Origin of the sequence: Pseudoalteromonas sp. T1lg22 (genome assembly GCF_002964645.1) — a bacterium.
Taxonomy (GTDB): domain Bacteria; phylum Pseudomonadota; class Gammaproteobacteria; order Enterobacterales; family Alteromonadaceae; genus Pseudoalteromonas.
The window spans coordinates 162,980-185,459 of sequence record NZ_PQBY01000016.1 but is presented as its reverse complement, the minus strand read 5'-3'; the positions used below and the strand labels follow the sequence as shown (position 1 = coordinate 185,459).

The following is a 22,480-nucleotide window of genomic DNA, read 5'->3' as shown; positions in this document are numbered from 1 at the left end:
CAGACTCAGTACCAAGCTTAACACCCTGTAGTGCACTACAGGGTTGTTTTTGAGCCAAACTGATGTTTTTCCAGCGCTGGTAGAAACAGCAGGTACACCCAGATCACTAAATTAAAGTAGGGCACCAGACCCAAGGCCAGAAAGAGCTTAACCGGATAGCCTTTACGTTTGGCATGCATATAACATTGCCCAGCTATAAAGAGGTTGACGCACAAAAGTAGAGTAACTAAAAAAAACATGCCGATTTCCTTTATTTGTAGTCTTCCACACCCCTGAACACAGGCGGTGACGCGGAGTTCCTGAACCAGTAACCTGGTTTGCCACATTCCATTGTTGGGCCATTATTAGTTTTTTTGTTGTGCCACCTTAGTTGGCACGGGTCGCGCATTTACACCAATTGGTATTGGCCGTCTTGCTTGTATCTTTGGCAAATGCACAGATAAGCTCAGACAGACCATGAACTATTCAGTATAGACAAGCAGTTGCAGAGCAAAAGTAACGCTAGTTAAAAAACAATCAACTTGTGGTTAGTTTGATGTTTTTGCAGCAAATATTTTTTGATTTTCTTCGGGGTATCAAGCGGTCACCCTTTTATGGCAGAACTCTAGCCTGTGGCGAATCCAAAGCTCGGGCTGGTTAGTGTGCTTGATTTCGGATTGGGGAATCACTAGACTTGGCGCGATTTTCAGCACCCTGGAGAGCCCGACATGCGTGTGGCCGATTTTAGTTTTGATTTACCCGAAGAGTTAATTGCCCGTTTTCCACAAAAGGAGCGCAGCCAAAGCCGCTTGCTTAAGGTGGATGGTAACAGCGGTGCTACCTCTCATCATATTTTCAAAGACATTATCGACTTTATCGAGCCTGGCGATCTTTTGGTGTTTAACAATACCAAGGTGATCCCGGCGCGCATGCACGGCAATAAGGCTTCCGGCGGTAAGGTGGAAGTGCTGGTTGAGCGCGTATTGGATGATAAGCGGGTTTTAGCTCATGTACGCTCGAGCAAGTCACCTAAGCCTGGCACCATGCTGCTCCTTGAAGGCAAAGCAGAAATGGAAATGCTTGGCCGTCAGGGTGAGTTATTCGAACTGGAATTAAAAGGCGAGGGTTCGGTGCTGGAGACCCTGGAACAAATTGGTCATATGCCTTTGCCGCCTTATATCGACCGTCCGGATAACGACGAAGATAAACAGCGTTATCAGACCGTTTACGGTGAAAAACCCGGTGCCGTGGCGGCGCCGACCGCTGGCTTGCACTTTGATGAAGCCCTGATGCAGCAGCTAAAAGACAAGAATGTTGAGATGGCCTTTGTCACCCTGCATGTGGGAGCCGGCACCTTTCAGCCGGTGCGCGTAGAGAGCGTTACCGATCACCATATGCACTCGGAATACATTGAAGTGCCAGAAGAGGTGGTGGCCGCAGTGCAGGCCGCTAAAGCGCGTGGCGGTCGAGTTATCGCCGTGGGTACAACCTCGGTGCGTTCTTTGGAGTCGGCGGCGAAAATCGGTGGCGGCGAGCTTAAAAGCTACTTTGGCGACACGGATATCTTTATCTTCCCCGGCTACCAGTTCAATGTCGTCGATGCCATGATCACCAACTTCCACTTGCCAGAGTCCACCCTGATCATGCTGGTCAGCGCGTTCTCGGGGCAAACGCATATTATGGATGCCTACCACGAGGCCATCAAAGAGCGTTATCGCTTTTTCAGTTATGGTGATGCCATGTTCTTAACCAAGCAAACAAGTTAGCTCTAGGTCTTTCATTCCTTGTAGGTCGGGCTTTTAGCCCGACAAGTATGCAAAACTGTCACCTTGTCGGCCTAAAGGCCGACCTACAAACATACACCCCTTGCTGCCTGTAGGTCGGGCTTTCAGCCCGACAAATATGCACAACTGCCACCATGTCGGCCTAAAGGCCAACCTACAAAACGCGAAGCTGCGAGCATAACCTAACCCACCCCCCTTTTATTTTTTCGATTTGCCCCAATTCATAGTATTGCCGTGCCAAAAAAGGTAGAATCGGACGGTTAAATTGCGCCTAAGTTCGCAACAGTTAAGTAGAGTTGGACTGTTTTTCCGACCGATTGAGGTTCATATGAAATTTGAATTAGATACAACCGATGGCAAAGCCCGTCGTGGTCGCTTGATTTTTGACCGTGGTGTAGTGGAAACTCCGGCATTTATGCCCGTGGGTACTTACGGCACGGTAAAAGGCATGACTCCTGAAGAGCTAAAAGGCACGGGAGCGCATATTTGTCTGGGTAATACTTTCCACCTGATGTTGCGCCCGGGCACTGAGATCATCAAACAACACGGTGATCTGCACGACTTTATGGGCTGGGATAAGCCGATCCTGACCGATTCAGGCGGCTTCCAGGTATTTAGCCTGGGTGCCATGCGTAAAATCTCCGAAGAAGGTGTGTTGTTTAGCTCACCGGTGAACGGCGAGAAAATCATGCTAAGCCCGGAAAAGGCGATGCAAGTGCAGCGCGATCTAGGTTCAGATATTGTGATGATCTTCGATGAATGTACGCCGTATCCTGCAACCGAAAAGCAGGCGAAAGACTCCATGGAGCTATCGCTGCGCTGGGCAAAACGTTCAAAAGAAGGTCATGGCGACAACCCGTCGGCCTTATTCGGTATTATCCAGGGCGGCATGTATCCAGAGCTTCGTGCACAATCGCAAGCAGGGTTGGAAGAAATTGGTTTCGACGGTTATGCCCTAGGTGGTTTATCCGTAGGTGAACCAAAAGAAGACATGATCAACATCCTGGATCACTGTGCCTACAAGATGCCGGAGCAAAAGCCACGTTACCTTATGGGTGTGGGTAAACCGGAAGACATCGTTGAGGCGGTGCGCCGTGGTATCGATATGTTTGACTGTGTTATGCCGACGCGAAATGCCCGTAATGGTCACCTGTTTATCACAGATGGCGTGGTGAAAATCCGCAACGCCGTGCATAAAACCGATACAGCGCCACTTGATAGCGAATGTGATTGCCATACCTGTACTAACTTCTCACGCGCGTATCTGCATCATTTGGATAAGTGTAATGAGATCTTAGGAGCACGCCTTAACACTATCCATAATTTGCGTTATTACCAACGCCTTATGGAAGGGTTGCGTGAAGCCATTGCCGCAGGAGAGCTTGACGCATTCGTGGCGGACTTTTATGCTCGCCGTAATCTGCCGGTTCCTGAACTTGCTGAAACAGAATAACTGCTGGCCCGCCTTGTGCGGGCTTGCGTATAAATTAAGACATTAAAATTAATAGTTACATACTGAAGGGGAACACCTGATGAGTTTATTTATTGCTAACGCTCATGCCAGCACAGCTGGTGCCGCACCTGCTGGTGGCGGTTATGAAATGCTAATCATGCTGGCTATTTTCGGCTTGGTATTTTATTTCCTGATCTACCGTCCACAGGCCAAGCGTGTAAAAGAGCACAAGAGCCTGATGAGCGCCCTAGCCAAGGGTGATGAAGTCCTTACGCAAGGCGGCCTTGTGGGTAAAATCACTAAGGTAACCGAAGACAAAGACTTCGTAACCATCGCCTTAAACGACCAAGCTGAAGTGACTGTACAGAAAGCCTCAATTTCTGCAGTGCTACCTAAAGGCACCATGAAGTCACTATAAAAAGGAAAGATACGTGTTAAATAAGTATCCTTTATGGAAGTATTTACTCGTGCTTTTAGTGCTTGCGGTAGGGGTGTTATATGCTACCCCTAACATCTATGGTCGCGACCCTGCCATTCAGGTAACGGGCGCCAAAGGTGCCGACGCAGACCTAAGCGCACTAGATACGGTAAATACCATCCTTAGCGAAAATAAAATTGAATCCAAATCGAGCAAGCTCGAAGACGGGCAGATCCTGGTTCGCTTTAAGAACGTAGAAGAACAACTAAAAGCTCAGGACATCTTGCGCGACAACTTAAGTGAAGACTACATCTCAGCCATTAATATGGCGCCGGCACAACCCGAGTGGTTGAAGTCGATTGGTGGTAATCCAATGAAGCTGGGTCTTGACTTAAGTGGTGGTGTGCATTTCACCATGGAAGTTGACATGGTGACCGCTATGGACAATGCACTGAACCAGATGGAACAGGACTTCCGCTCGGATTTACGTGAAGAAAAGTTACGTTATCGTACCATACGCCGAGTTGCTGGCAGCGACTCGGTGCAGGTAGTTATGCGCAGCGAAGAAGATAAAGGCGCGGCGGAGAAATTCCTGCAAGGCCGTTATCAGGGCTATATGTTTAGCGACGATAGCAACAACGACAGCGGTTTTGTGGTAACCATGAGCGAGCTGCGCATCAAAGAGTTGCGCGATTACGCCATCAAGCAAAACGAAACCATTATTCGTAACCGTATTAACCAAATCGGTGTGGCCGAGCCAAACGTACAGCGCCAAGGTGCTGAGCGTATTATCGTCCAGCTTCCGGGCGTACAAGACACGGCGCGAGCCAAAGAAATCCTGGGTGCTACGGCTACCCTTGAGTTCCGCGAAGTGGATCAAGATGCCGATCCAGGCCTTGCCATGCAGGGTCGTGTGCCGCCGGGCACAGAGATCATCATGGATCGTACGGGTCGTCCCGTGGTGCTTAAAAAGCGCGTGATCTTAGAAGGTAGCCATATTACCGGTGCACAATCGAGCCTGGATGAATACCAGCGTCCGCAGGTAAACATCTCGCTTGATTCCAAAGGCGGCGCCAAGATGGATGCCTTTACTAAACGCGCTATTGGCAAACCTATGGCCACGGTATTTATTGAGTACAAGCCATCCGGTGAAGTGGATGCCAATGGTAAAGCCCTGCCGCCGATCAAGGTGGAAGAGGTTATCAACGTGGCTACCATCCAGGCGCGTTTAAACCGCAGCTTCCGTATTACCGGTCTTGATAGCCCGGCTGAAGCTCATAACCTAAGCTTGCTGCTTCGCGCTGGTGCCCTGGTTGCACCGATTCAAATCGTTGAAGAGCGTACTGTGGGTCCAAGCCTGGGTCAGGAAAACATCGAAGCGGGTATGACAGCGGTTGTGCTTGGTTTTGCCTTTGTGCTTGCCTTTATGTTGCTGTACTACAAGGGTTTCGGCATGGTTGCCAACCTGGCGCTTGCTGCCAACCTGATTATGATTGTCGGTGTTATGTCGATGATCCCTGGCGCCGCTCTGACGTTACCTGGTATTGCCGGTATCGTACTGACAGTAGGTATGGCGGTTGATGCCAACGTACTTATTTTTGAGCGTATCCGTGAAGAGCTGGCCGATGGCCGCAGTCCGCAACAGGCGATTCACTTCGGTTACGACAGCGCCTTTAGCACCATATTTGATGCCAATATTACCACCCTGATTGCTGCGGTTATTCTGTTTGCAGTGGGTACAGGTCCGATTGCCGGCTTCGCGGTAACTCTAGCCATTGGTATTTTGACATCAATGTTTACAGCCATTGTCGGTACCCGTGCGGTGATCAACCTGATCGTTGGCGGCAAACGCATTGAAAAGCTGTCGATATAGGAGCAACTAAGCATGCAATTATTAAAAGTAAAAGGCACCTTGCCATTTATGAAAGCACGCAAATTGGCAATGGGTTTCTCCATCTTGCTGATCTTTGCTTCTGTCGCGTCGTTTTTTGTTAAAGGCCTTAACTTTGGTTTGGATTTCACCGGCGGTACCGCCGTTGAGGTAGGTTTTTCACAACCGGCCGATCTAAGCAATGTGCGTAAAGTACTTGCCGAAAATGGCTTTGCCGAAGCCTCGGTACAGCTATTTGGCTCCAGTAAAGACGTCTTGGTGCGCTTGCCACCTCAGGGTGAAGGCGTAAAGGCCGAGGTGATTGGTAACCAGGTGATGACGGCAATGAAACAAGCGGATGCCGATGCGCAAATGCGTCGTATCGAGTTTGTTGGCCCAAGTGTGGGGGAAGACCTTAAAGAGCAGGGCGGTTTGGCCATGTTAACGGCGCTTATCTGTATCTTGCTTTATGTGGCGATGCGCTTTGAGTGGCGCTTCGCACTGGGTGCGGTATTCGCGCTTTTCCACGATGTGGTGTTAACCATGGGCTTGTTCTCATTACTCGGTCTTGAGTTTGACTTAACCATCTTAGCGGCCATCTTGGCGGTAATAGGTTACTCACTCAACGATACCATAGTTGTATCTGACCGTATTCGTGAGAACTTCCGTAAAGTGCGTACCGATGACACCTTAGAGATCATCGATATTTCATTGACGCAAACTCTGAACCGTACCTTGGTAACCTCAATCACCACCATCTTGGTATTGATTGCCTTGTTCGTATGGGGTGGACAGACCATTCACGGTTTTGCTACGGCATTGCTATTTGGTGTGTTCATCGGTACTTACTCTTCAGTGTACGTTGCCAGTTCGGTAGCCGTGGCGCTAGGTGTGAGTAAAGAGGATTTGATCCCGGTAGAGGTGGAAAAAGAAGGTGCGGACTTAGACGCCATGCCTTAATCGCCTTTCTTGCGATTGTAGTGCGATATAGAGAAAATGCCGCTTTTCAGCGGCATTTTTTTTCGCCTGTAGGTCAGCCTCTCAGAGCGACAATAGAGCACTAACCCACACTTAAATCAAAAAGGATAAAAATAAACCTTTTCATATACTTGTCATATTCAAGTGCTACCCTGCGCCACCGTTTGTGCTTTTAGTGTAGTAGGCCGGTGAATACGGACTTGATAGCAGAATTAACCTTGATATTGCGGCAGCGGTCGATCACAACCCTATTTCAGCCTATTTTCGATGTTACGCAGCAGCAAATAATTGGCTATGAGGCCTTGAGCCGAGGCCCAGAAGGCAGTCCCTTGCACGCTCCGGCCGTGTTGTTTCAATGTGCGCAACAGGCGCGTCGGCTCTCCGAATTAGAATTATTATGCCGCGAAACGGCCATTGCCACCTTTGCCAAGCTGGGACTGACAGGTAAGCTGTTTTTAAATGTCAGCCCTAATACTTTGCTTGATCCCGCCCACCCAAAGGGGCAAACGCTACACTTGTTACGTAAATATGGCCTGGGACCTGAGCAGGTGGTTATTGAGCTCACCGAGCAGGATAAGGTCGAAGATGCTAGGCTATTACGAATAGCGGTGGAACATTATCGCGAGCTTGGTTTTCAAATCGCCATTGATGATTTGGGGGCTGGCTACTCTGGGTTAAAGCAATGGTCTGAAATACGCCCCGAGCTAGTCAAAATAGACAGGTATTTTATCGACCATTGTGATTTTAGCCCGGTCAAACGGGAGTTCTTAAAATCCATTATCGACTTGGCTAAGGCCACCAATACTCGATTGATCGCCGAAGGAATAGAGCGCTTTGAGGAATTTCAACTGCTGACCAGGCTGGGTATAGACAATGTTCAGGGCTACTTGCTGGCCTGCCCAAGCGCACAACCCGAGTGTCACTATCGGCATCATCATATGCCTGAATCGACATGGAGAGCGGGCCCAGCTCGCCGTGAGCAGGGTTTAAATATAGGTTACTTAGCGCAGGCCAAACAGGCGTTGTGCCAGCAGACCAGCTGCAGTGAGGCGCAAAAAGTATTTGCCGAGGACAATAATGCTTGTTGTGTGGTGGTGTTAGACAGCGAGCATCGCCCCGTGGGTCTGCTTTATAAAGAGCGGCTTAGTGAGCTGTTTTCGACTCCCGCTGGGCATGCATTTTATGATAGGCAAGCTATCAGTACGGTAATGGAACGCTCGCTTCTTGTGGTTGATGAAAATGATACCTTGGATAGCGTCAGTCATCAGATCACCGATGGCGACCTTGATATTCGTCGTCATATCATTGTCACTCGCGAGCAGCAATACCTGGGAGTGGTGCCACTGCGAATTATTCTCAAGCATATAACCGAGGAAAAGGTGCGTCATGCCCAACATGCCAATCCGCTGACCATGTTGCCCGGTAATATTGCCATCAATGAAGCCATTGAGCAGCGTCTGCATACAGGCAGCTCCTTTACCCTGGCTTATTTTGACCTCAACCATTTTAAGCCCTTTAACGACCTCTATGGTTATGACAATGGCGATGGGGTGATCAAGCTGGTGGCCGAGCTTATTCGTCGCCATACTCAGACAGTTCCCTGTTTTGTTGGTCATATGGGTGGCGATGACTTTATGGTTGTGTTCGACGACCCTCAGGCGCAGGCTATATGTGCTGCGGTTATCGCTGATTTTGATCGCCTGATCGAGGGTTATTTCAGCACCGAGCATATCAAGGCCAAAGGCTATTGGAGTTGCGACAGGCAGGGAAGGCGTCAGTTTATCCCTTTACTGTCTTTAGCCGTTGGTTTGGTCTCCCCTGATATCAATTGCTGCCATAACGGCCATCAGGTTGCCGCTCTGGCCGCCGATGCGATAAAAGAAGCCAAGTGCCAACTGGGCAGTTATGTATTTTGTTGCCAGCGTCGCAAGCCCGCGGCGCCCTTGTATCGTTTGCATCAGACGGATGTGAGCGTCCACCGTCATAGTTTGAGAAATTAAAGCGCTCACCTGTCCCTAGTACATAAATTTAGCTGTTTGCTTATGAGCCGCCGTTTGATAATCTGTGCCGCAGTTGAGTCGAGGGTTGTTATGAAGCTGCGCTTTTTAGGGTTTACGGTTGGGTTAATGATGGCATCCATGGATGTGAGTGCACAGGTGTCAGACGAGCACAGCGCGGCACGTGGGCACTGTGATGTAGAGCTGACCCATGGCCTGATCATCACTCAGGACACCATTCGCATTGTTGATAATAACCAAACCCGGGTGCAGATTAACCAGGGCAATCAGCTGCTGGTGCGAGGTCAGTGGATTGAACTCGATGCCAAGGAAACGGAAATTCTTGAGCAATACAATCAAATGATCCGCGATACAGTTCCTGAATTGGTGGAGTTGGCTACCGATGGGGTCAATATCAGCCTGAGCGCCATTGAGAATGTAGTCACGGGTCTTTCCGATAAAGAGCCTGAAGTGCTTAAGGCGCAACTCCAGTATGTGGAGCAGGCGCTGCGCAATAAATTCAAACGAGGCGATGATTTCTTTTATATCGCCCCTCAGTCTCTCTCTAAATTAGATGACTTCTTTGCTGAGGAAGTATCGAAAAAGATTCATACTGCAATTCAGGGCTCGCTGGGAGCCATGTTGATAGCGCTCGGCGATGCCCTCGAATCCCGCGAGGGGAATATTGAGGAACGCATCAGTGATGTGGGCACCCGGATGGAAATTATTACCGCAGAAATCGACAAATCCCTGCAAAAGAAAGCCGAGCAGTTGGCACTGAAATCGGAAGAGTACTGCAACTGCTTGAATATGCTTGATACCACAGAGTCCAAGCTGCAAAAGCTGGTTCCCGAATTAGCCGACTTTGATCTGGTAAAAATTAAATCTGAAATGTAGGTCGGGGTTTGCCGCCATACTTGTAGGCCAGGCTTTAGCCTGACAAGAGAGCAATGCAGGGGCACATTGCCGAAAGCCCGACAATGGAACACCGCTCTTTATTATCGCCTGTAGGTCGGGCTTTCAGCTCGACAATAGAGCATCAATCTTCCTTTGTCGGCGCAGAGCACCGACTTACACTAATCTTTAAAAAAGCTATCTTCGCTTTTTGCCAGCATGGCCTCAATTTCTTCGATAAAGGCACTGGCATCTGCGCTTTGCGGCTCATTGCTCAGGGGCGTGGAAATACTATTTGATTCCGATGACCATTCGCCTAAATCAATAAGTTGGCAGCGTTTGCTGCAAAATGGTCGGTAAGGGCTTTGGGGGCCCCACTCAACGTCTTGCTCACAGGTAGGGCAGTTCACTTTCGCAGGCATCTACACTTGCTCCGCATATTCTTAGATGCGGGCAAGTGTATCTAAGCAGGACGCTAATTGAAAGTTATATACCCTCAACTCGGGCTACATCAGGGTAACCCGGTTGATTTCGGTGAGAGAGGTAATGCCAGCCGCCGCTTTGCGCAGGCCCGCGCCTCTTAGAGTGGTGAAGCCATCTTGTTTGGCTATGGCGGCGATCTCTATAGAGGTTGCGCCATTCATAACTGCCTGAGAGATCTTCGGACTAATCGGTAACATTTCATAAAGGCCGATACGACCTTTATAACCTTCGGTGCATTCATCGCAGCCAACGGCCCTATACAGGGTCAAGTTAGCGGCTTCCGCTTCGCTGTAGCCTTGCTTTAGTAGCTCGTCAACAGGTAACTGCTCAGGTACTTTGCAGTGTTTGCAAAGTTTTCTGGCCAGGCGCTGTGCTATTACCAAGGTCACCGAGCTAGCGACGTTATAGGCAGGCACGCCCATGTTCAGCAGTCGGGTAATGGTTTCCGGCGCTGAATTGGTATGCAGGGTAGAAAGTACCAAGTGGCCTGTTTGTGACGCCTTAATGGCAATTTCCGCGGTTTCCAGGTCACGTATCTCACCTACCATGACCACATCCGGGTCCTGACGCAGGAAGGCGCGTAAGGCATTGGCAAAGGTCAGGTCGGCTTTGGGGTTAATCTGTACCTGGTTAATACCCTTAACGTTAATTTCCACCGGATCTTCGGCGGTGGAAATATTGCGCTCGGCGGTATTTAATATACTGAGGCCGGTATACAAGGACACGGTTTTACCCGAGCCGGTAGGACCGGTGACCAGTATCATGCCCTGAGGTTGGGCTAATGCGTCTAAATAGAGAAGTTTCTGCTCTGGCTCATAGCCCAACACATCAATGCCGAGCAGGGTGGTGGAGCCATCGAGAATACGCATAACGATTTTCTCACCCCACAATGTCGGCAAGGTGCTGACACGGAAGTCGATTTTCCTATGCTGTGACAGGCTCATTTTAATACGCCCGTCCTGAGGCTTACGCTTTTCGGAAATATCCAGCTTGGCCATCACCTTAATACGAGCGGCGAGGCGGTTTGCTAAATTAAACGGCGGGTGCGCCATCTCATGCAAAACGCCATCGATACGAAAGCGGATACGGTATTCACCATCATAGGGCTCAAAATGTAGATCGGATGCCTCGCGATGAATGGCATCGCGGAGAATTTTATTGATATAGACAATAATGGGGGCATCGTCGTCACTGGTTTCATGATCATCGGCCACATGGCCTTCATCATGTTGAATTTGGCCCAGTTCCTTAACGTCCTGCTCGGAGATTTTTAAGGCATGGGTGGCATCGAAAAGGTTTTCAATTATCTTATCTATATGCTGATAATCGCAAAGCACCACATCACATTGCAAACCGGTACTGAACTCGTAGTTTTCAAGTGCGCCGTAATCCGTGGGGTCGGACACAGCCAACATAAGTCTGTTGCCTTTTTTCGCCAGCGGCAGCACGTGGTGACGGCGGATCAAGCGCTCTTTTAGCAGGTTTGTATCTATGCTTTGTTCATCAAACTGACTGAGATCAAAATAGGGGACACGAAAGAGTTCGACACACTGACTTAATAGCTCGTTTTGACTCATATTGCTGCAGCGCACAATCAGTTCGGCGGCGCTGCGACAACGGTCCTGCTCAAGCCTGACCTTGTCATTATCAAGGCGACCCAAGGTTATAAACTTTCGGATCAGAGGAGAGTTGATGTTCATAAAATACCGATATAACGCAAGCTAGATGTAATTATAATAAGCTTAGACAAACTAAGTTATTACAGGTTATATGGTTATTGTTGCTTATCTGCACAAGAATGCAACTTAACTCGCTTTAAATAACTGTAATGGTAGCGCTGCACCTTGCTCTTAAGTGCAGCTAATGTGCCGGAATTACTAATAATATCATCGGCTTTTTTCACTTTATTGCCACGGCTCATTTGTGCGGCAACTATAGCTCGTGCCGCGTCCAATGACAGTTTATCACGTTCGCAGGTGCGCGTTAATTGTAGCTCTAATTGCACATCAATCAATAATGTGCGCTGGCAGTATTTTTCCAGTCCGTTTTCAAACAGCAGCGGCGCTTCTAAAATCACATAGGGGCTTTGCGCTCTTGCCAATTGGTCGAGCATCTCGGTGCGGATAAGCGGATGAAGCAGGTTATTAAGCCAGAGCTTCTCGCTATTATCGCTAAATACGATTTTTCTTAGCTTGGCTCTATTAAGAGCGCCATGGGTATCGAGTATGCTTTTCCCGTGGCGCTTAACTATGGCATTTAAGGCCGGGCTGCCCGGCTCCACAACCTGACGGGCAACCAAGTCGGCATCGACAACCTCGATGCCGAGCTCGGCAAAAAACTTGCTGGCGCTGGACTTACCGCTGCCTATGCCACCTGTTAAACCCAAGACCCAAGGGTGTGTGTTAGCCAAGAAGCATACTCATATAGCTTGCCTGCAATTGCTCGCCCCAGAGCATGGCTATCCAGCCGGCGATGGCAATATAAGGGCCAAAGGGAATAGGAGTAGCCTTATCCCGCCCTTGAATTGTCAGCAGGGTGATGCCGAGCACAGCCCCAACCACACTGGAAAGCAGAATAATTATGGGCAGGGCCTGCCAACCAAGCAAGGCGCCAAATACTGCCATTAGCTTAAAGTCGCCATAACCCATGCCTTCCTTGCCGGTTACCAGTTTGAATAACCAGTAAACGCTCCAAAGACTTAAATACCCTGCCGCAGCACCTATAATTGCCTCGCCTGGGGGAATTGTGATGCCCACAACACTGGCAATAAGAGCTAACCAGAGTAATGGCAAGGTGATTTGATCCGGCAGCAGCATATGATCGATATCGATAAAGGTCAGCGCCACTAAACACCAGGTTACGGCAATGTATAAGAGTGCCAGTTCGCTGGCACCAAGCTTCCAGGCAACCACTGTACCTAATAGCGCTGTAATTAGTTCAATGGCGGGATAGCGCACCGAAATCGGGTTTTTACAATTGGCGCATTTGCCGCCGAGCAACAGCCAACTCAGTAAGGGAATATTCTGCCAGGGTTTTATCTTGCTCTTACACTTAGGGCAGGTAGAGCTAGGCGTAATTAGGTTAAAAGTGCTTTGGGGCTCCTGCGCATCGCCCTGAGCTAATTCATCCGCCAATAACAGCCGGCATTCACCTTGCCATTGGGTTTGCATCATCTTTGGTAATCGATAGATGACCACATTTAAAAAACTGCCAATGGCCAGGGACACGAAAAAAGCCGTGGTATAAAAAAACCACGGCTGTGCTTGCATTAAGCTTTGTACTTCTGAAAACATTTAGATTACTGAACCTAGTTGGAAGATAGGCAGGTACATGGCAATAATTAAGCCACCGATCAATACGCCTAATACGGCCATAATCATGGGCTCAAGCAGGCTGGAAAGGCCGTCTACGGCATCATCTACTTCCTGTTCATAGATGGTGGCAACCTTGGCAAGCATATCGTCTAAAGAGCCGGACTCTTCACCTATGGCCACCATTTGTATCACCATATCGGGGAAGATATTAGAGTTACGCATGGCCCAGTTCATTGGGTTACCCGAGCTAACTTCTGCCTTAATCTCCAAGATGGCATCGCGATAGACGGCGTTACCAGAGGCACCTGCCGCAGAATCTAAGGCATCAACCAAGGGCACACCGGCGGCAAAGGTGGTTGATAGGGTGCGGGCATAACGGGCCACCGCTGCCTTATTCAAAATCATGCCGATAACGGGGATTTTTAAAATGGCTTTATCCACTTTGTCGCTAAAGTTTTTATTGTGCATTCGTGCCTGCGCAAAAAGATAGCCGCCGATAGCTAAAATGAGCAGGGCAACCCACCAGTAAGCCTGTAAGAATTCGGATATACCAATAACCATTTGCGTAAACGCGGGCAGTTCGGCACCAAAGTCTGAGAAAATCTCTTCAAACTGAGGAACCACAAAAATCAAAAGAATAGAAGTTACTATAATGGCAACCACAATAACGGCTATGGGGTAGAAGAGTGCCTTTTTAATTTTTGATTTAAGCGCCTCTGCCTTTTCTTTATAAAGGGCGATACGGTCGAAAATTCTATCCAGCGCACCGGATTGTTCGCCGGAAGAAACCAAGTCGCAATAGAGATCGTCAAAATATTTTGGATGTTTACGCAGTGCCGAACTAAGTGGGTGGCCGGCTTTAACCTCTTCGCCTATATTATTAAGCAAATTTTTAATGCCGGGGTTTTCCGAGCCATCGGCAATCATGTCTATGGCTTGCACCAAGGATACACCCGCTAATAGCATGGTGGCTAATTGTCGTGTAAGTACCGCGATATCTTTTGCAGTAATACGTTTTTGACCGTTGCCGAATAGGGATTTGGGTTTACGCTTTACCTTGGAAGGAGTAATGCCCTGCTTGCGTAGCTGCGCCTTAACTAAGGCGATACTTGTACTGCTTAACTCACCCTCGAGCTTTTTACCTCGGGAGCTGACTCCCACCCACTGGAAGGTGTCCTGTTGACTTTTTAATTGTTTTGCCATTCTTCTATCCACAATCCTGTTGAACTAGACTAATAGTAACACGCTGATTACGTTTCGCTTACTTTTAGTGTAGAGCATTAAGGTTAAACTTTGTTATCTAAGCATTGGTAACACGATTCACTTCTACCAAGCTGGTAACCCCTTGAGCGACCTTTTTTAAGCCGGATGCGCGCAGATTATTAACGCCTTCGCCAATTGCAACCTCAGCAATTTCCAACGAGTTACCGCCGCGCATAATAATTTCCGCTATTTTCGGGGTAATGGGCATGACCTCGTAAATACCCACGCGACCCTTATAGCCCTCGGTGCACTCATCACAGCCCTTGGGTTTAAAAATACTGAGTTCAGCTAATTGCTCATAACTAAAGCCCTGTTTTATCAGCTCTTCCTGGGGTAATTGCTCCGGCTCTTTACAATGATTACACAGGCGTCGCGCCAAGCGCTGGGCGATAATCAAACTCACCGAGCTGGCGATATTATAAGAGGGCACACCCATATTCATTAAACGGGTCAGGGTTTCCGGCGCCGAGTTGGTGTGCAGGGTTGAAAGCACCAGGTGACCGGTTTGTGCTGCCTTAATGGCAATTTCTGCGGTTTCCAAATCTCGTATCTCACCCACCATGACCACATCCGGGTCTTGACGCAAGAAGGCACGCAGGGCGTTGGCAAAAGTCATATCCGCACGCATATTAATTTGCACCTGATTAATGCCTTCCAGGTTAATTTCTACCGGGTCTTCGGCGGTGGAGATATTGCGCTCGGCGGTATTGAGTATATTTAAGCCGGTATAAAGGGACACGGTTTTACCAGAGCCGGTAGGACCGGTTACCAGGATCATGCCCTGGGGTTGGGCTAGGGCATCTAAATATAATTTCTTTTGCTCCGGCTCATACCCCAGTACATCGATACCCAGCATGGCGCTGGAGCTGTCGAGAATACGCATTACGATTTTTTCACCCCACAGGGTGGGAAGTGTACTAACCCGGAAATCAATACTTCTTTTCGCGCTAATTCTTAGCTTAATACGACCATCCTGAGGCTTACGCTTTTCTGCCAGGTCCATATGGGACATCACCTTAATACGGGCGGCAATACGGCTTTCCAGATTGACTGGCGGCGAGGCGATTTCATGAAGCACGCCATCGACGCGAAAGCGAATGCGGTAGCGCTTCTCATAGGGTTCAAAGTGTAAGTCCGAAGCGCCGCGCTTAATGGCATCCATTAATATCTTGTTGATATAGACGATAATGGGGGCATCGTCTTCCTTACTGTTTACATCCGTAGTCAGGCTTTTTTTGTTATTGCTCTCATCAGATTCGACGCCTTCGAGCTCTTCCATATCATCTTTGCTCAGGCCTAGACTGGAACTGCTGTCGAAAAGTGAGTCTATGGCTTTATCTAGGTAATCGTACCTAACAACAACGGCTTCGGTTTGCATCCCAGTATTAAATTCATAATCTTCGAAGGCATTAAAATCAGTGGGATCGGCCGTGGCAATAAATAAGGTTTTACCCTTAACCGCAATAGGAAGAAGTTTATGCTTTCTAATTAGATTTTCGTTTACATACTCAAGGGGAATTGTTGCTGAGTCAAAAAGAGATAAATCCAGCATGGAAACATGGAACATTTGGCTGGCTCTGGCCTGCAGAGTTTCAGGTTTCATTTTGGCCACAGTACAAATAGCTTCAGCAAGACTCATTTGCTGCTCTGACTTTTGTCTGGCGAGTTCGCTTAGGTCAAATACTCCCAGAGCCGCCAAGCGACGGGCTAAAGGTGAACTAAAATTCATAATTTTTTACTCATATTATTGCTAGATCCAGCCATAAACCTGGGCGCATCACTCCCGTGGCATTTTCTTGCATCATATCAAAACTAAGCCAACAAGTTATAGCTAACACTAATGCAAATAACGTTTTTACCAGAGAAAATTTCAATTCGATCTTATGACTAGCCAAGGGAGGCTTTTGGCTTTGATGCGAGCTCTGATACAGCAGTGCCCCCCAAATTGCTGCCAAATAAAGCTGGGATAAGGGATTAATAAAAACTCCGCTGAATAAGGACAATAAACCACACGATAAAAGAATAGAGGAAAGCAGATTTACCTTAAGCTTGCTTTTAATTTCGTTGCGGAGCTTCCATACTGGGTATAAATAAGTGCAAACTGCGCAAACAGCAACAATAAAGCCATAGCTATATGTTAACTGAAGTATTGAGTTATGAGGGTGATTTAACAGCAGGTGAGTATTACTGGAATCAAACAACCCAGGGGTAATACCAACGACAATATTCTTAAAACTAAGGGATTCTAATGCGCCAAGCCAGAGCTCGATTCTACCAGATGAAGAAGTGCGCATTAAATATTCGCCATTATCAGGTGCGATTAGGATATTTAAGAAATAAATGGCTATCAGTAATATCCCTATTCTTATACTGGCTTTTTTATCAATAAGCGCAAACAGCGCTATAGATAAGCCAAATGCCAGCATAGCCCCCCTGGCACCACTAAACACAGCTACAACAAGGTTCAAACCTATTAGCAGATATAGGTACTTTTTATAGCTAGTTGAGCAGACAGTTAAACCAGTCAGTAAAAGCGGCAAGGTGGCTACCTGCATATGATTTAAGTAACGAACATTGTCAAAGAAATTATAGGCATCAAGAGCGAAAAAACCTTTAAGTATTAGACTAGCTATCCCCACCATAATGGTAATAACAATCACACCTTGGGTGTAAATTAAGATTGGGATGGCAACGCTAATTGCGGGCCAGAGAGTAGTGCTGCTTTGCTGCGCAAACAAATAAAGGCTCAATGTTAAGCTAAGGGCGAAAGCGCAGTGGAGCCTATATTGCTCAGGAGAAATAAATAAGGTTAACAATGAAAATACTATAAAAATAGTTAAGGCTTTATTGAACTGTTTGGTGTTTGGGTATTTGAGCAGGGAAATAAAGAGAATAAGAGTGATAGTTTCAAAAATTCTGTAAATATCGAAAGTTGCTAAGTTACTCACCAATAAAGCCCAATAGAGGTTAGTAAAATTAAAGGGCCGTCATTTGACAGCCCTGAAGGTAGGGAGGCTAGTTATTAGCTACCACGACAGTTTGAAGGGCGGTATTTGTCCTCTACAGAACCACCAGCACAACTCCACACGATATTACCCGGAGTACCATCAGTACCAGCTGCTGCGGTAGGAGTAAATACAATAGTATTATCAGTAGCTGCTACTTTTGCATTATAAGTTACGGTAATAATACCACCTGTACCAACTTCGACAGAAGTTACAGCATTGCCTGTGATTTCATTAGCAGGTGCCATACCAGCTAAAGTGTTTGTTGTTGGGAATGCACCTTGAGTAGCATAATACTCAGCTACAGAAGCTTTCGCCGCCGAGGCTAAATTTAGACCTTCTGAAACGTGACCGCGCTTCGTGTAATCTTGATACGCAGGTAGTGCTACCGCAGCAAGAATACCGATGATCGCAACTACGATCATTAATTCGATTAGGGTGAAACCCTGTTGTTTGTTGTGAGTCATTTTTTCCATTTTCCTCTCCTAAAGGATTTTTTGGGCAAAGTTAAGGTAACCAGAGCTACTGCTTTAATCTAGTTTAGCGCCGGTTGGTTTTCAATGTTAATAGCTTTAAATAATTTTAAAAGTCATTAACAAGAAAAATGTCGGCACCGCTAATGCTCGGTTAAATTGTAGCCTAATTTTAAGGAGCTACGAACTTAACCCGCATTTTTTAAAAGTGTACGCTGCCGATGTTACAGTTTCATTGATTTATAACAAAGTATTACTTTATTTTATAAACCTCATTCTTTGAAACTAGATGCTATCACGCAGATTTTATTTTGGGTAGCCCTTTTTATAACATTGTGTAACATTTGTATCGGCGTTAAATTGCTTGGTTCTGTTTTAGAAACGCATTGATAAATCAATAGCTTTGATATGCTTGGTGAGGGCGCCGCTGGATACAAAGTCAACGCCGACGTTAGCATATTGTTGCAAAGTTTCGAAGGTGATATTCCCGGACACTTCCAGCTTGGCACGGCCAGATGTGCGCTCTACCGCGGTGCGTACATCGTCCAGCGAAAAGTTGTCGAGCATAATGATATCGCTGCCCGCTGTAAGCGCTTCGTCTAACTCGCTGAGGTTTTCTACTTCTACTTCCACCGCTTTATCTGGGTGGTTTTTACGTGCTTGAGCTATCGCAGCGCTGATACCACCACAGGCGCTGATATGGTTTTCTTTAATTAGAAAGGCATCGAACAGTCCGATACGGTGATTGCGCCCGCCACCACATTTAACCGCGTACTTCTGCAATGCGCGCAAGCCTGGGATGGTTTTACGGGTATCGAGGATTTCGGTGTTGGAACCCGCCAGTACTTGGGCATAGCTGTGAGCCGCAGTAGCAGTGGCACTAAGGGTTTGCACAAAGTTTAGAGCGGTGCGCTCGGCGGTCAGTATGGCTCTGGCATTGCCTTTGGCGGTGAATAGAAGCTGATCCGGACTCATTTGTTCGCCGTCGGCGATATAAAAGGTCAGCTCTACACTTGGGTCAACCTGTTGAAATACTTCGATTACCAGGTCTTTACCACAGAATACACCAGCTTCGCGGGTGATCACCTTGGCATCGGCCTGTTGCTCGGCGGGGATAAGTTGCGCGGTGATATCGCCCTCAAGGGCGCTTTGTCCGTCTAAATCTTCCGCAAGTGCTTGCGCCACCAGGCGGGTGATAAGTTCTGGAGTTGGGGTCATAAATTATTACCTATGGGAAGAGTTAAACGGCACCGGCGAAATCGAGCTGGCGCCAGGATTCAAACACAAATACGGCGACCGCATTGGAAAGGTTCATACTGCGGCTATTGGCCTGCATGGGAATGCGCACCCTTTGCTGTTCTGGCAGGGCGGCAATAATGTCGTCGGGTAAGCCTCTGGTTTCCGGGCCAAAGAGTAGGGCATCGCCGGCCTGATAGCTCACCTCGTGGTGGTATTTCTTGCCCTTGGTGGTGCAGGCAAAGATCCGCTTCGGTTGCTGTGAGTCTATATAGCTTTGCAAATCAGCATGGCGCTGCACCTGAGAAAATTCATGGTAATCCAAACCGGCGCGTTTAATACGCTTGTCATCCCATTCAAAGCCCAGCGGCTCGATTAAATGCAGGCGATACCCGGTATTGGCGCAGAGGCGAATAATGTTGCCGGTATTGGGTGGAATTTCCGGTTGAAATAAGATGATGTCTAGCATGGTGTTTATCGACAATCTAAGGTGCTAAGCCAAAATTGGCGCAAGTATATCAAACTTGGTATTAAGAACGCATCTTTTGTAGGCCAGCCTTTGTCGTTGTAGGTCGGGCTTTACCCCGACAATAGATCGTCATACTTTCTTTGTCGGCGCAGAGCACCGACCTAGATTACAAATAGCGGGAATTCCAAAACGGGTATTGTCCAAGGTTGGAAGCCAGATGTTTACGTAGCGGGTTTGCGGCAATATAGCGAGCAATTTGCAACCTGTCTTCTTCGGCCCTTAATTGACGTTCAAAGTAGCCGGGTTGCCACACCTTTCCTTTACGCGCTAAAAGCGTGTTGATATCGGCCGCGGTGGCTCCCTTTAAACGCCCCACCGCCTCATGCAGGTTATCCTTGTTTAAGCGCAATAAACCATGGAAATGATCTGGCATCAGCACCCAAGTCAGCCAAGTGCAGCGACAAGCAAGCTCATGTTGATGTAAATGCCAGCAGAATAATGTTGCCAGTTCAAAGCGTTGAAAAAATGGAATGCGTTGGTAACAAGTAAAAGTGATGAAGTATTCACCATTAGCCTGACTAAAATGTCCTTTTCGTAAATCATTTAAGCTCATGTCCAGATCCTTGGAAGGCTAAAATTTGATTATAGTTTAGATTCCTAAGTTAGGTACTTTGCATCGATAAAGAGAAAGTGGTGAGCTATTGTCGGGGTTATCGACAATGTGCTCCTGCGTTGCTCTACTACCGCCATCCCTGGCGGCAAACCCCGACCTACAAGGGTGAAGCCAAAATTAGCCTAAGCATGGCAAACGTGGTTACAATAACGCACATATAAGTAAATGAATCATAGCGAGTATAATTAGTGGCCAACGCAGCACCAACACCAAAGACAGGGAAGGGGTATGATTTTTGGGTGCGCTTTGCCAGCGTCAGCACTCTGATTATGGTTAGCGTAATGATTTTCGCTAAGGCCTGGGCCTGGTTGGCATCGGGGTCGGCGGCTATGTTGGGCTCCCTTACCGACTCCTTACTGGATATCAGTGCGACCTTGATGAACTTCTTTGTGCTTAGTTATGCACTAAAGCCGGCCGATGATGACCATAGATTTGGTCATGGTAAGGCCGAAGCCCTAGCCGGCCTTGGCCAATCTGCTTTTATTGCCGGCAGTGGCTGTTTGCTCGCTTTTCATGCCATAGAGCGCATGTTTAATCCGGTCGCCATTACGCATTCTTTGCTTGGTGTCTGGGTGAGTGTGTTTGCAATCTTCTGTACCCTGGTTGTGGTGTTTGTGCAATATCAGGCCTTGAAGCGCACCGAATCCGTGGCTCTTAAGGCCGACTCTTTGCATTACAAGGGTGACTTGTTCCTTAACCTAGCTGTGATGCTGGCGTTGTTATTGGCTTATTACGGGATAAGTGGCGCCGATCCTTATTTCGCCATTTTGGTTGCCGCCTATTTATTGTATAACGCCTGGCAAATTGCCACTGAAAGTGCGGGGCACCTGATGGATAAGGAGCTGCCCGATGAAGAAAAAGCGCATATAGTGGCGGTTGCCTGCGCTCATGAGGCTGTGCACGGTGTGCATGCCCTACGTACCCGCCAAGGCGGTAAGGTGCGTTTTGTCGAGTTTCACTTAGAGTTGGATGACCATATTCCCTTAGTACAAGCCCATCGCATCGCCGATGAGGTTGAGCTTATGGTAAAGGACGCCTTTAGCCTGCAAAAACATCCCGAGTTCGGCGGGGAGGTGGATGTGTTAATACACCAGGATCCTGTCTCTGCGACGCGCAAGCACCTTTAGCTTTGCTTAAATGTCGGCGCGAAGCACCGCTGTAGGTCGGGGTTCTCCCCCGACGTGAGGGCACCATTCTTACAATGTCGGCGCGAAGCACCGACCTACGACAAAAGCCTAACTTATTCTTCCACCAATTGTATGGCGCGGTAAAAGCCACTGCTGTCGCTTAATAAGGTGACCAGCTCGGGCAGCACTTGCTCCATGGTCTGCATCAGGGTGTAAGGCGGGTTGATGGCTATCATCCCGGAGGCGGTATGCCATGGGTGTCGGTGTCGGCACTGGTGGCCAGTTCGAACAGCTGAATATTCTTAATGCCGCTTTGGGTTAGACGTTGTTCGATACGGTCGATGCGCTCGCGATCCACCACAGGGTACCAAAGCAAATAGGTGCCGCTGCTAAAGCGCTTATGAGCTTTAATAAGGCTGTCGACGGCTTTGTCATAGTCGCTTTTAATTTCGTAAGGCGGGTCCATCAGTACGCAGGCGCGACGAGATAAAGGCGGCACCAAGCCGAGTAAACCGCTAAAGCCGTTTTCACCTTTCACTCGCAAGGAGCGCTTGCCGGCCATATTTTTCTCAAGCAAGGCCAAATCCTGCGGGTGCAACTCAAAAAACCAACCCTTGTCTTGCTTGCGCAGGTAATGCTCGGCCACCTTAGGCGAGCCGGGGTAATGGGCTAACGCCGCGCCATTATTCATGCTCTTAATTAAAGCTACATAGTCGCTCAATGCCTCAACATCACCCTGGTAATCCCAAAGCTTGGCAATACCATCGGCATACTCCTTGGTCTTTTGCATATCGGCGTTGTCGAGGGCAAAAAAGCCCGCACCCGAATGGGTATCGATATAATCAAAAGGCTTGTCTTTTTTCACCATGTGCTTAAGCGACTGAGCCAATACCAGGTGTTTGACGACATCCGCCGGGTTGCCGGCGTGGAAGGAGTGACGATAACTGAGCATAAATAATCCAGACCAAAAAGTTGCGCCGCCATTTTACTCTTTATTGTCAGCGATAAACAGCCGACGATGGCCAATAGCATGCCCAAGACTTGTTTGTATAAAAAGCGCGCTG

At 48.0% G+C, this 22,480-nt stretch carries 20 protein-coding genes and 1 pseudogene; 8 read left to right on the top strand and 13 right to left on the bottom strand.

Translation table 11 applies throughout. The features are described 5' to 3' along the window. Nucleotides 1-35: 35 nt before the first annotated feature. On the bottom strand, nt 36-239 hold the full coding sequence (locus C2M24_RS10425) for a hypothetical protein (RefSeq protein WP_105214800.1): 204 nt from the start codon (nt 237-239) through the stop codon (nt 36-38). 468 nt (nt 240-707) lie between these two features. Between C2M24_RS10425 and queA the strand changes: the two genes are divergently transcribed. The 7 genes from queA (at nt 708) to C2M24_RS10390 (ending at nt 9,376) form a co-directional block, all read left to right on the top strand. Then, entirely contained in the window at nt 708-1,745 is a 1,038-nt protein-coding gene (gene queA, locus C2M24_RS10420; RefSeq protein ID WP_105214798.1) for a tRNA preQ1(34) S-adenosylmethionine ribosyltransferase-isomerase QueA, read from the top strand. 346 nt (nt 1,746-2,091) lie between these two features. Then, nucleotides 2,092-3,216 carry a tRNA guanosine(34) transglycosylase Tgt gene (tgt, locus tag C2M24_RS10415; protein ID WP_105214796.1) on the top strand — a complete coding sequence of 375 codons (1,125 nt, stop codon included), beginning with the start codon at nt 2,092-2,094 and terminating at the stop codon, nt 3,214-3,216. Nucleotides 3,217-3,295: 79 nt separating this feature from the next. Further along, entirely contained in the window at nt 3,296-3,634 is a 339-nt protein-coding gene (gene yajC / locus C2M24_RS10410) for a preprotein translocase subunit YajC (protein WP_105200142.1), read from the top strand. A gap of 13 nt (nt 3,635-3,647) precedes the next feature. Further along, nucleotides 3,648-5,507, top strand: a complete 1,860-nt coding sequence (secD, locus tag C2M24_RS10405; protein WP_105200143.1) for a protein translocase subunit SecD — start codon at nt 3,648-3,650, stop codon at nt 5,505-5,507. A gap of 12 nt (nt 5,508-5,519) precedes the next feature. Beyond that, nucleotides 5,520-6,464, top strand: a complete 945-nt coding sequence (gene secF / locus C2M24_RS10400; protein ID WP_105200144.1) for a protein translocase subunit SecF — start codon at nt 5,520-5,522, stop codon at nt 6,462-6,464. Between the two features lie 218 nt (nt 6,465-6,682). Continuing rightward, on the top strand, nt 6,683-8,482 hold the full coding sequence (locus C2M24_RS10395) for a bifunctional diguanylate cyclase/phosphodiesterase (RefSeq protein ID WP_105215235.1): 1,800 nt from the start codon (nt 6,683-6,685) through the stop codon (nt 8,480-8,482). 126 nt (nt 8,483-8,608) lie between these two features. Continuing rightward, nucleotides 8,609-9,376 (top strand): YggN family protein, encoded by a 768-nt coding sequence (locus C2M24_RS10390; RefSeq protein WP_105215233.1) that lies wholly within the window; start codon nt 8,609-8,611, stop codon nt 9,374-9,376. A 179-nt stretch (nt 9,377-9,555) separates the two neighbouring features. Here C2M24_RS10390 and yacG read toward each other — a convergent pair whose 3' ends face one another. The 11 genes from yacG to C2M24_RS10335 all read right to left on the bottom strand — a co-directional run bounded on the left by yacG (nt 9,556) and on the right by C2M24_RS10335 (nt 20,229). Then, nucleotides 9,556-9,795: a DNA gyrase inhibitor YacG gene (gene yacG, locus C2M24_RS10385; protein WP_105214794.1), complete on the bottom strand. Its 240-nt coding sequence runs from the start codon at nt 9,793-9,795 to the stop codon at nt 9,556-9,558. A gap of 84 nt (nt 9,796-9,879) precedes the next feature. Next, nucleotides 9,880-11,556 carry a type IV-A pilus assembly ATPase PilB gene (gene pilB / locus C2M24_RS10380; RefSeq protein WP_105214792.1) on the bottom strand — a complete coding sequence of 559 codons (1,677 nt, stop codon included), beginning with the start codon at nt 11,554-11,556 and terminating at the stop codon, nt 9,880-9,882. A gap of 74 nt (nt 11,557-11,630) precedes the next feature. After that, the gene (gene coaE / locus C2M24_RS10375) at nt 11,631-12,266 is read right to left on the bottom strand and encodes a dephospho-CoA kinase (RefSeq protein WP_105214790.1); all 636 of its coding nucleotides are present in this window, start codon (nt 12,264-12,266) and stop codon (nt 11,631-11,633) included. Further along, on the bottom strand, nt 12,259-13,149 hold the full coding sequence (locus C2M24_RS10370) for a prepilin peptidase (RefSeq protein WP_199775714.1): 891 nt from the start codon (nt 13,147-13,149) through the stop codon (nt 12,259-12,261). Before C2M24_RS10370 ends, coaE begins: the two co-directional genes overlap by 8 nt. Then, on the bottom strand, nt 13,150-14,373 hold the full coding sequence (locus C2M24_RS10365; RefSeq protein WP_105214788.1) for a type II secretion system F family protein: 1,224 nt from the start codon (nt 14,371-14,373) through the stop codon (nt 13,150-13,152). Between the two features lie 97 nt (nt 14,374-14,470). Beyond that, nucleotides 14,471-16,162, bottom strand: coding sequence for a type IV-A pilus assembly ATPase PilB (gene pilB / locus C2M24_RS10360; protein ID WP_105214786.1), 1,692 nt, complete (start codon nt 16,160-16,162; stop codon nt 14,471-14,473). 10 nt (nt 16,163-16,172) lie between these two features. After that, entirely contained in the window at nt 16,173-17,381 is a 1,209-nt protein-coding gene (locus C2M24_RS10355) for an O-antigen ligase family protein (protein WP_105214784.1), read from the bottom strand. A 74-nt stretch (nt 17,382-17,455) separates the two neighbouring features. Next, entirely contained in the window at nt 17,456-17,914 is a 459-nt protein-coding gene (locus C2M24_RS16170) for a pilin (RefSeq protein WP_105214782.1), read from the bottom strand. 372 nt (nt 17,915-18,286) lie between these two features. Continuing rightward, nucleotides 18,287-19,129, bottom strand: a complete 843-nt coding sequence (nadC, locus tag C2M24_RS10345) for a carboxylating nicotinate-nucleotide diphosphorylase (protein ID WP_105214780.1) — start codon at nt 19,127-19,129, stop codon at nt 18,287-18,289. Nucleotides 19,130-19,151: 22 nt separating this feature from the next. Further along, nucleotides 19,152-19,616 (bottom strand): tRNA (uridine(34)/cytosine(34)/5-carboxymethylaminomethyluridine(34)-2'-O)-methyltransferase TrmL, encoded by a 465-nt coding sequence (gene trmL, locus C2M24_RS10340; protein WP_105214778.1) that lies wholly within the window; start codon nt 19,614-19,616, stop codon nt 19,152-19,154. Nucleotides 19,617-19,782: 166 nt separating this feature from the next. After that, the gene (locus C2M24_RS10335) at nt 19,783-20,229 is read right to left on the bottom strand and encodes an REP-associated tyrosine transposase (protein ID WP_105214776.1); all 447 of its coding nucleotides are present in this window, start codon (nt 20,227-20,229) and stop codon (nt 19,783-19,785) included. 329 nt (nt 20,230-20,558) lie between these two features. On the opposite strand from C2M24_RS10335, the gene C2M24_RS10330 reads away from it, so the two are divergent. Next, entirely contained in the window at nt 20,559-21,416 is an 858-nt protein-coding gene (locus C2M24_RS10330) for a cation diffusion facilitator family transporter (protein ID WP_105200303.1), read from the top strand. Nucleotides 21,417-21,529: 113 nt separating this feature from the next. Here C2M24_RS10330 and C2M24_RS10325 read toward each other — a convergent pair. Beyond that, nucleotides 21,530-22,368: pseudogene (locus tag C2M24_RS10325) on the bottom strand (23S rRNA (adenine(2030)-N(6))-methyltransferase RlmJ). Between the last annotated feature and the right edge of the window lie 112 nt (nt 22,369-22,480).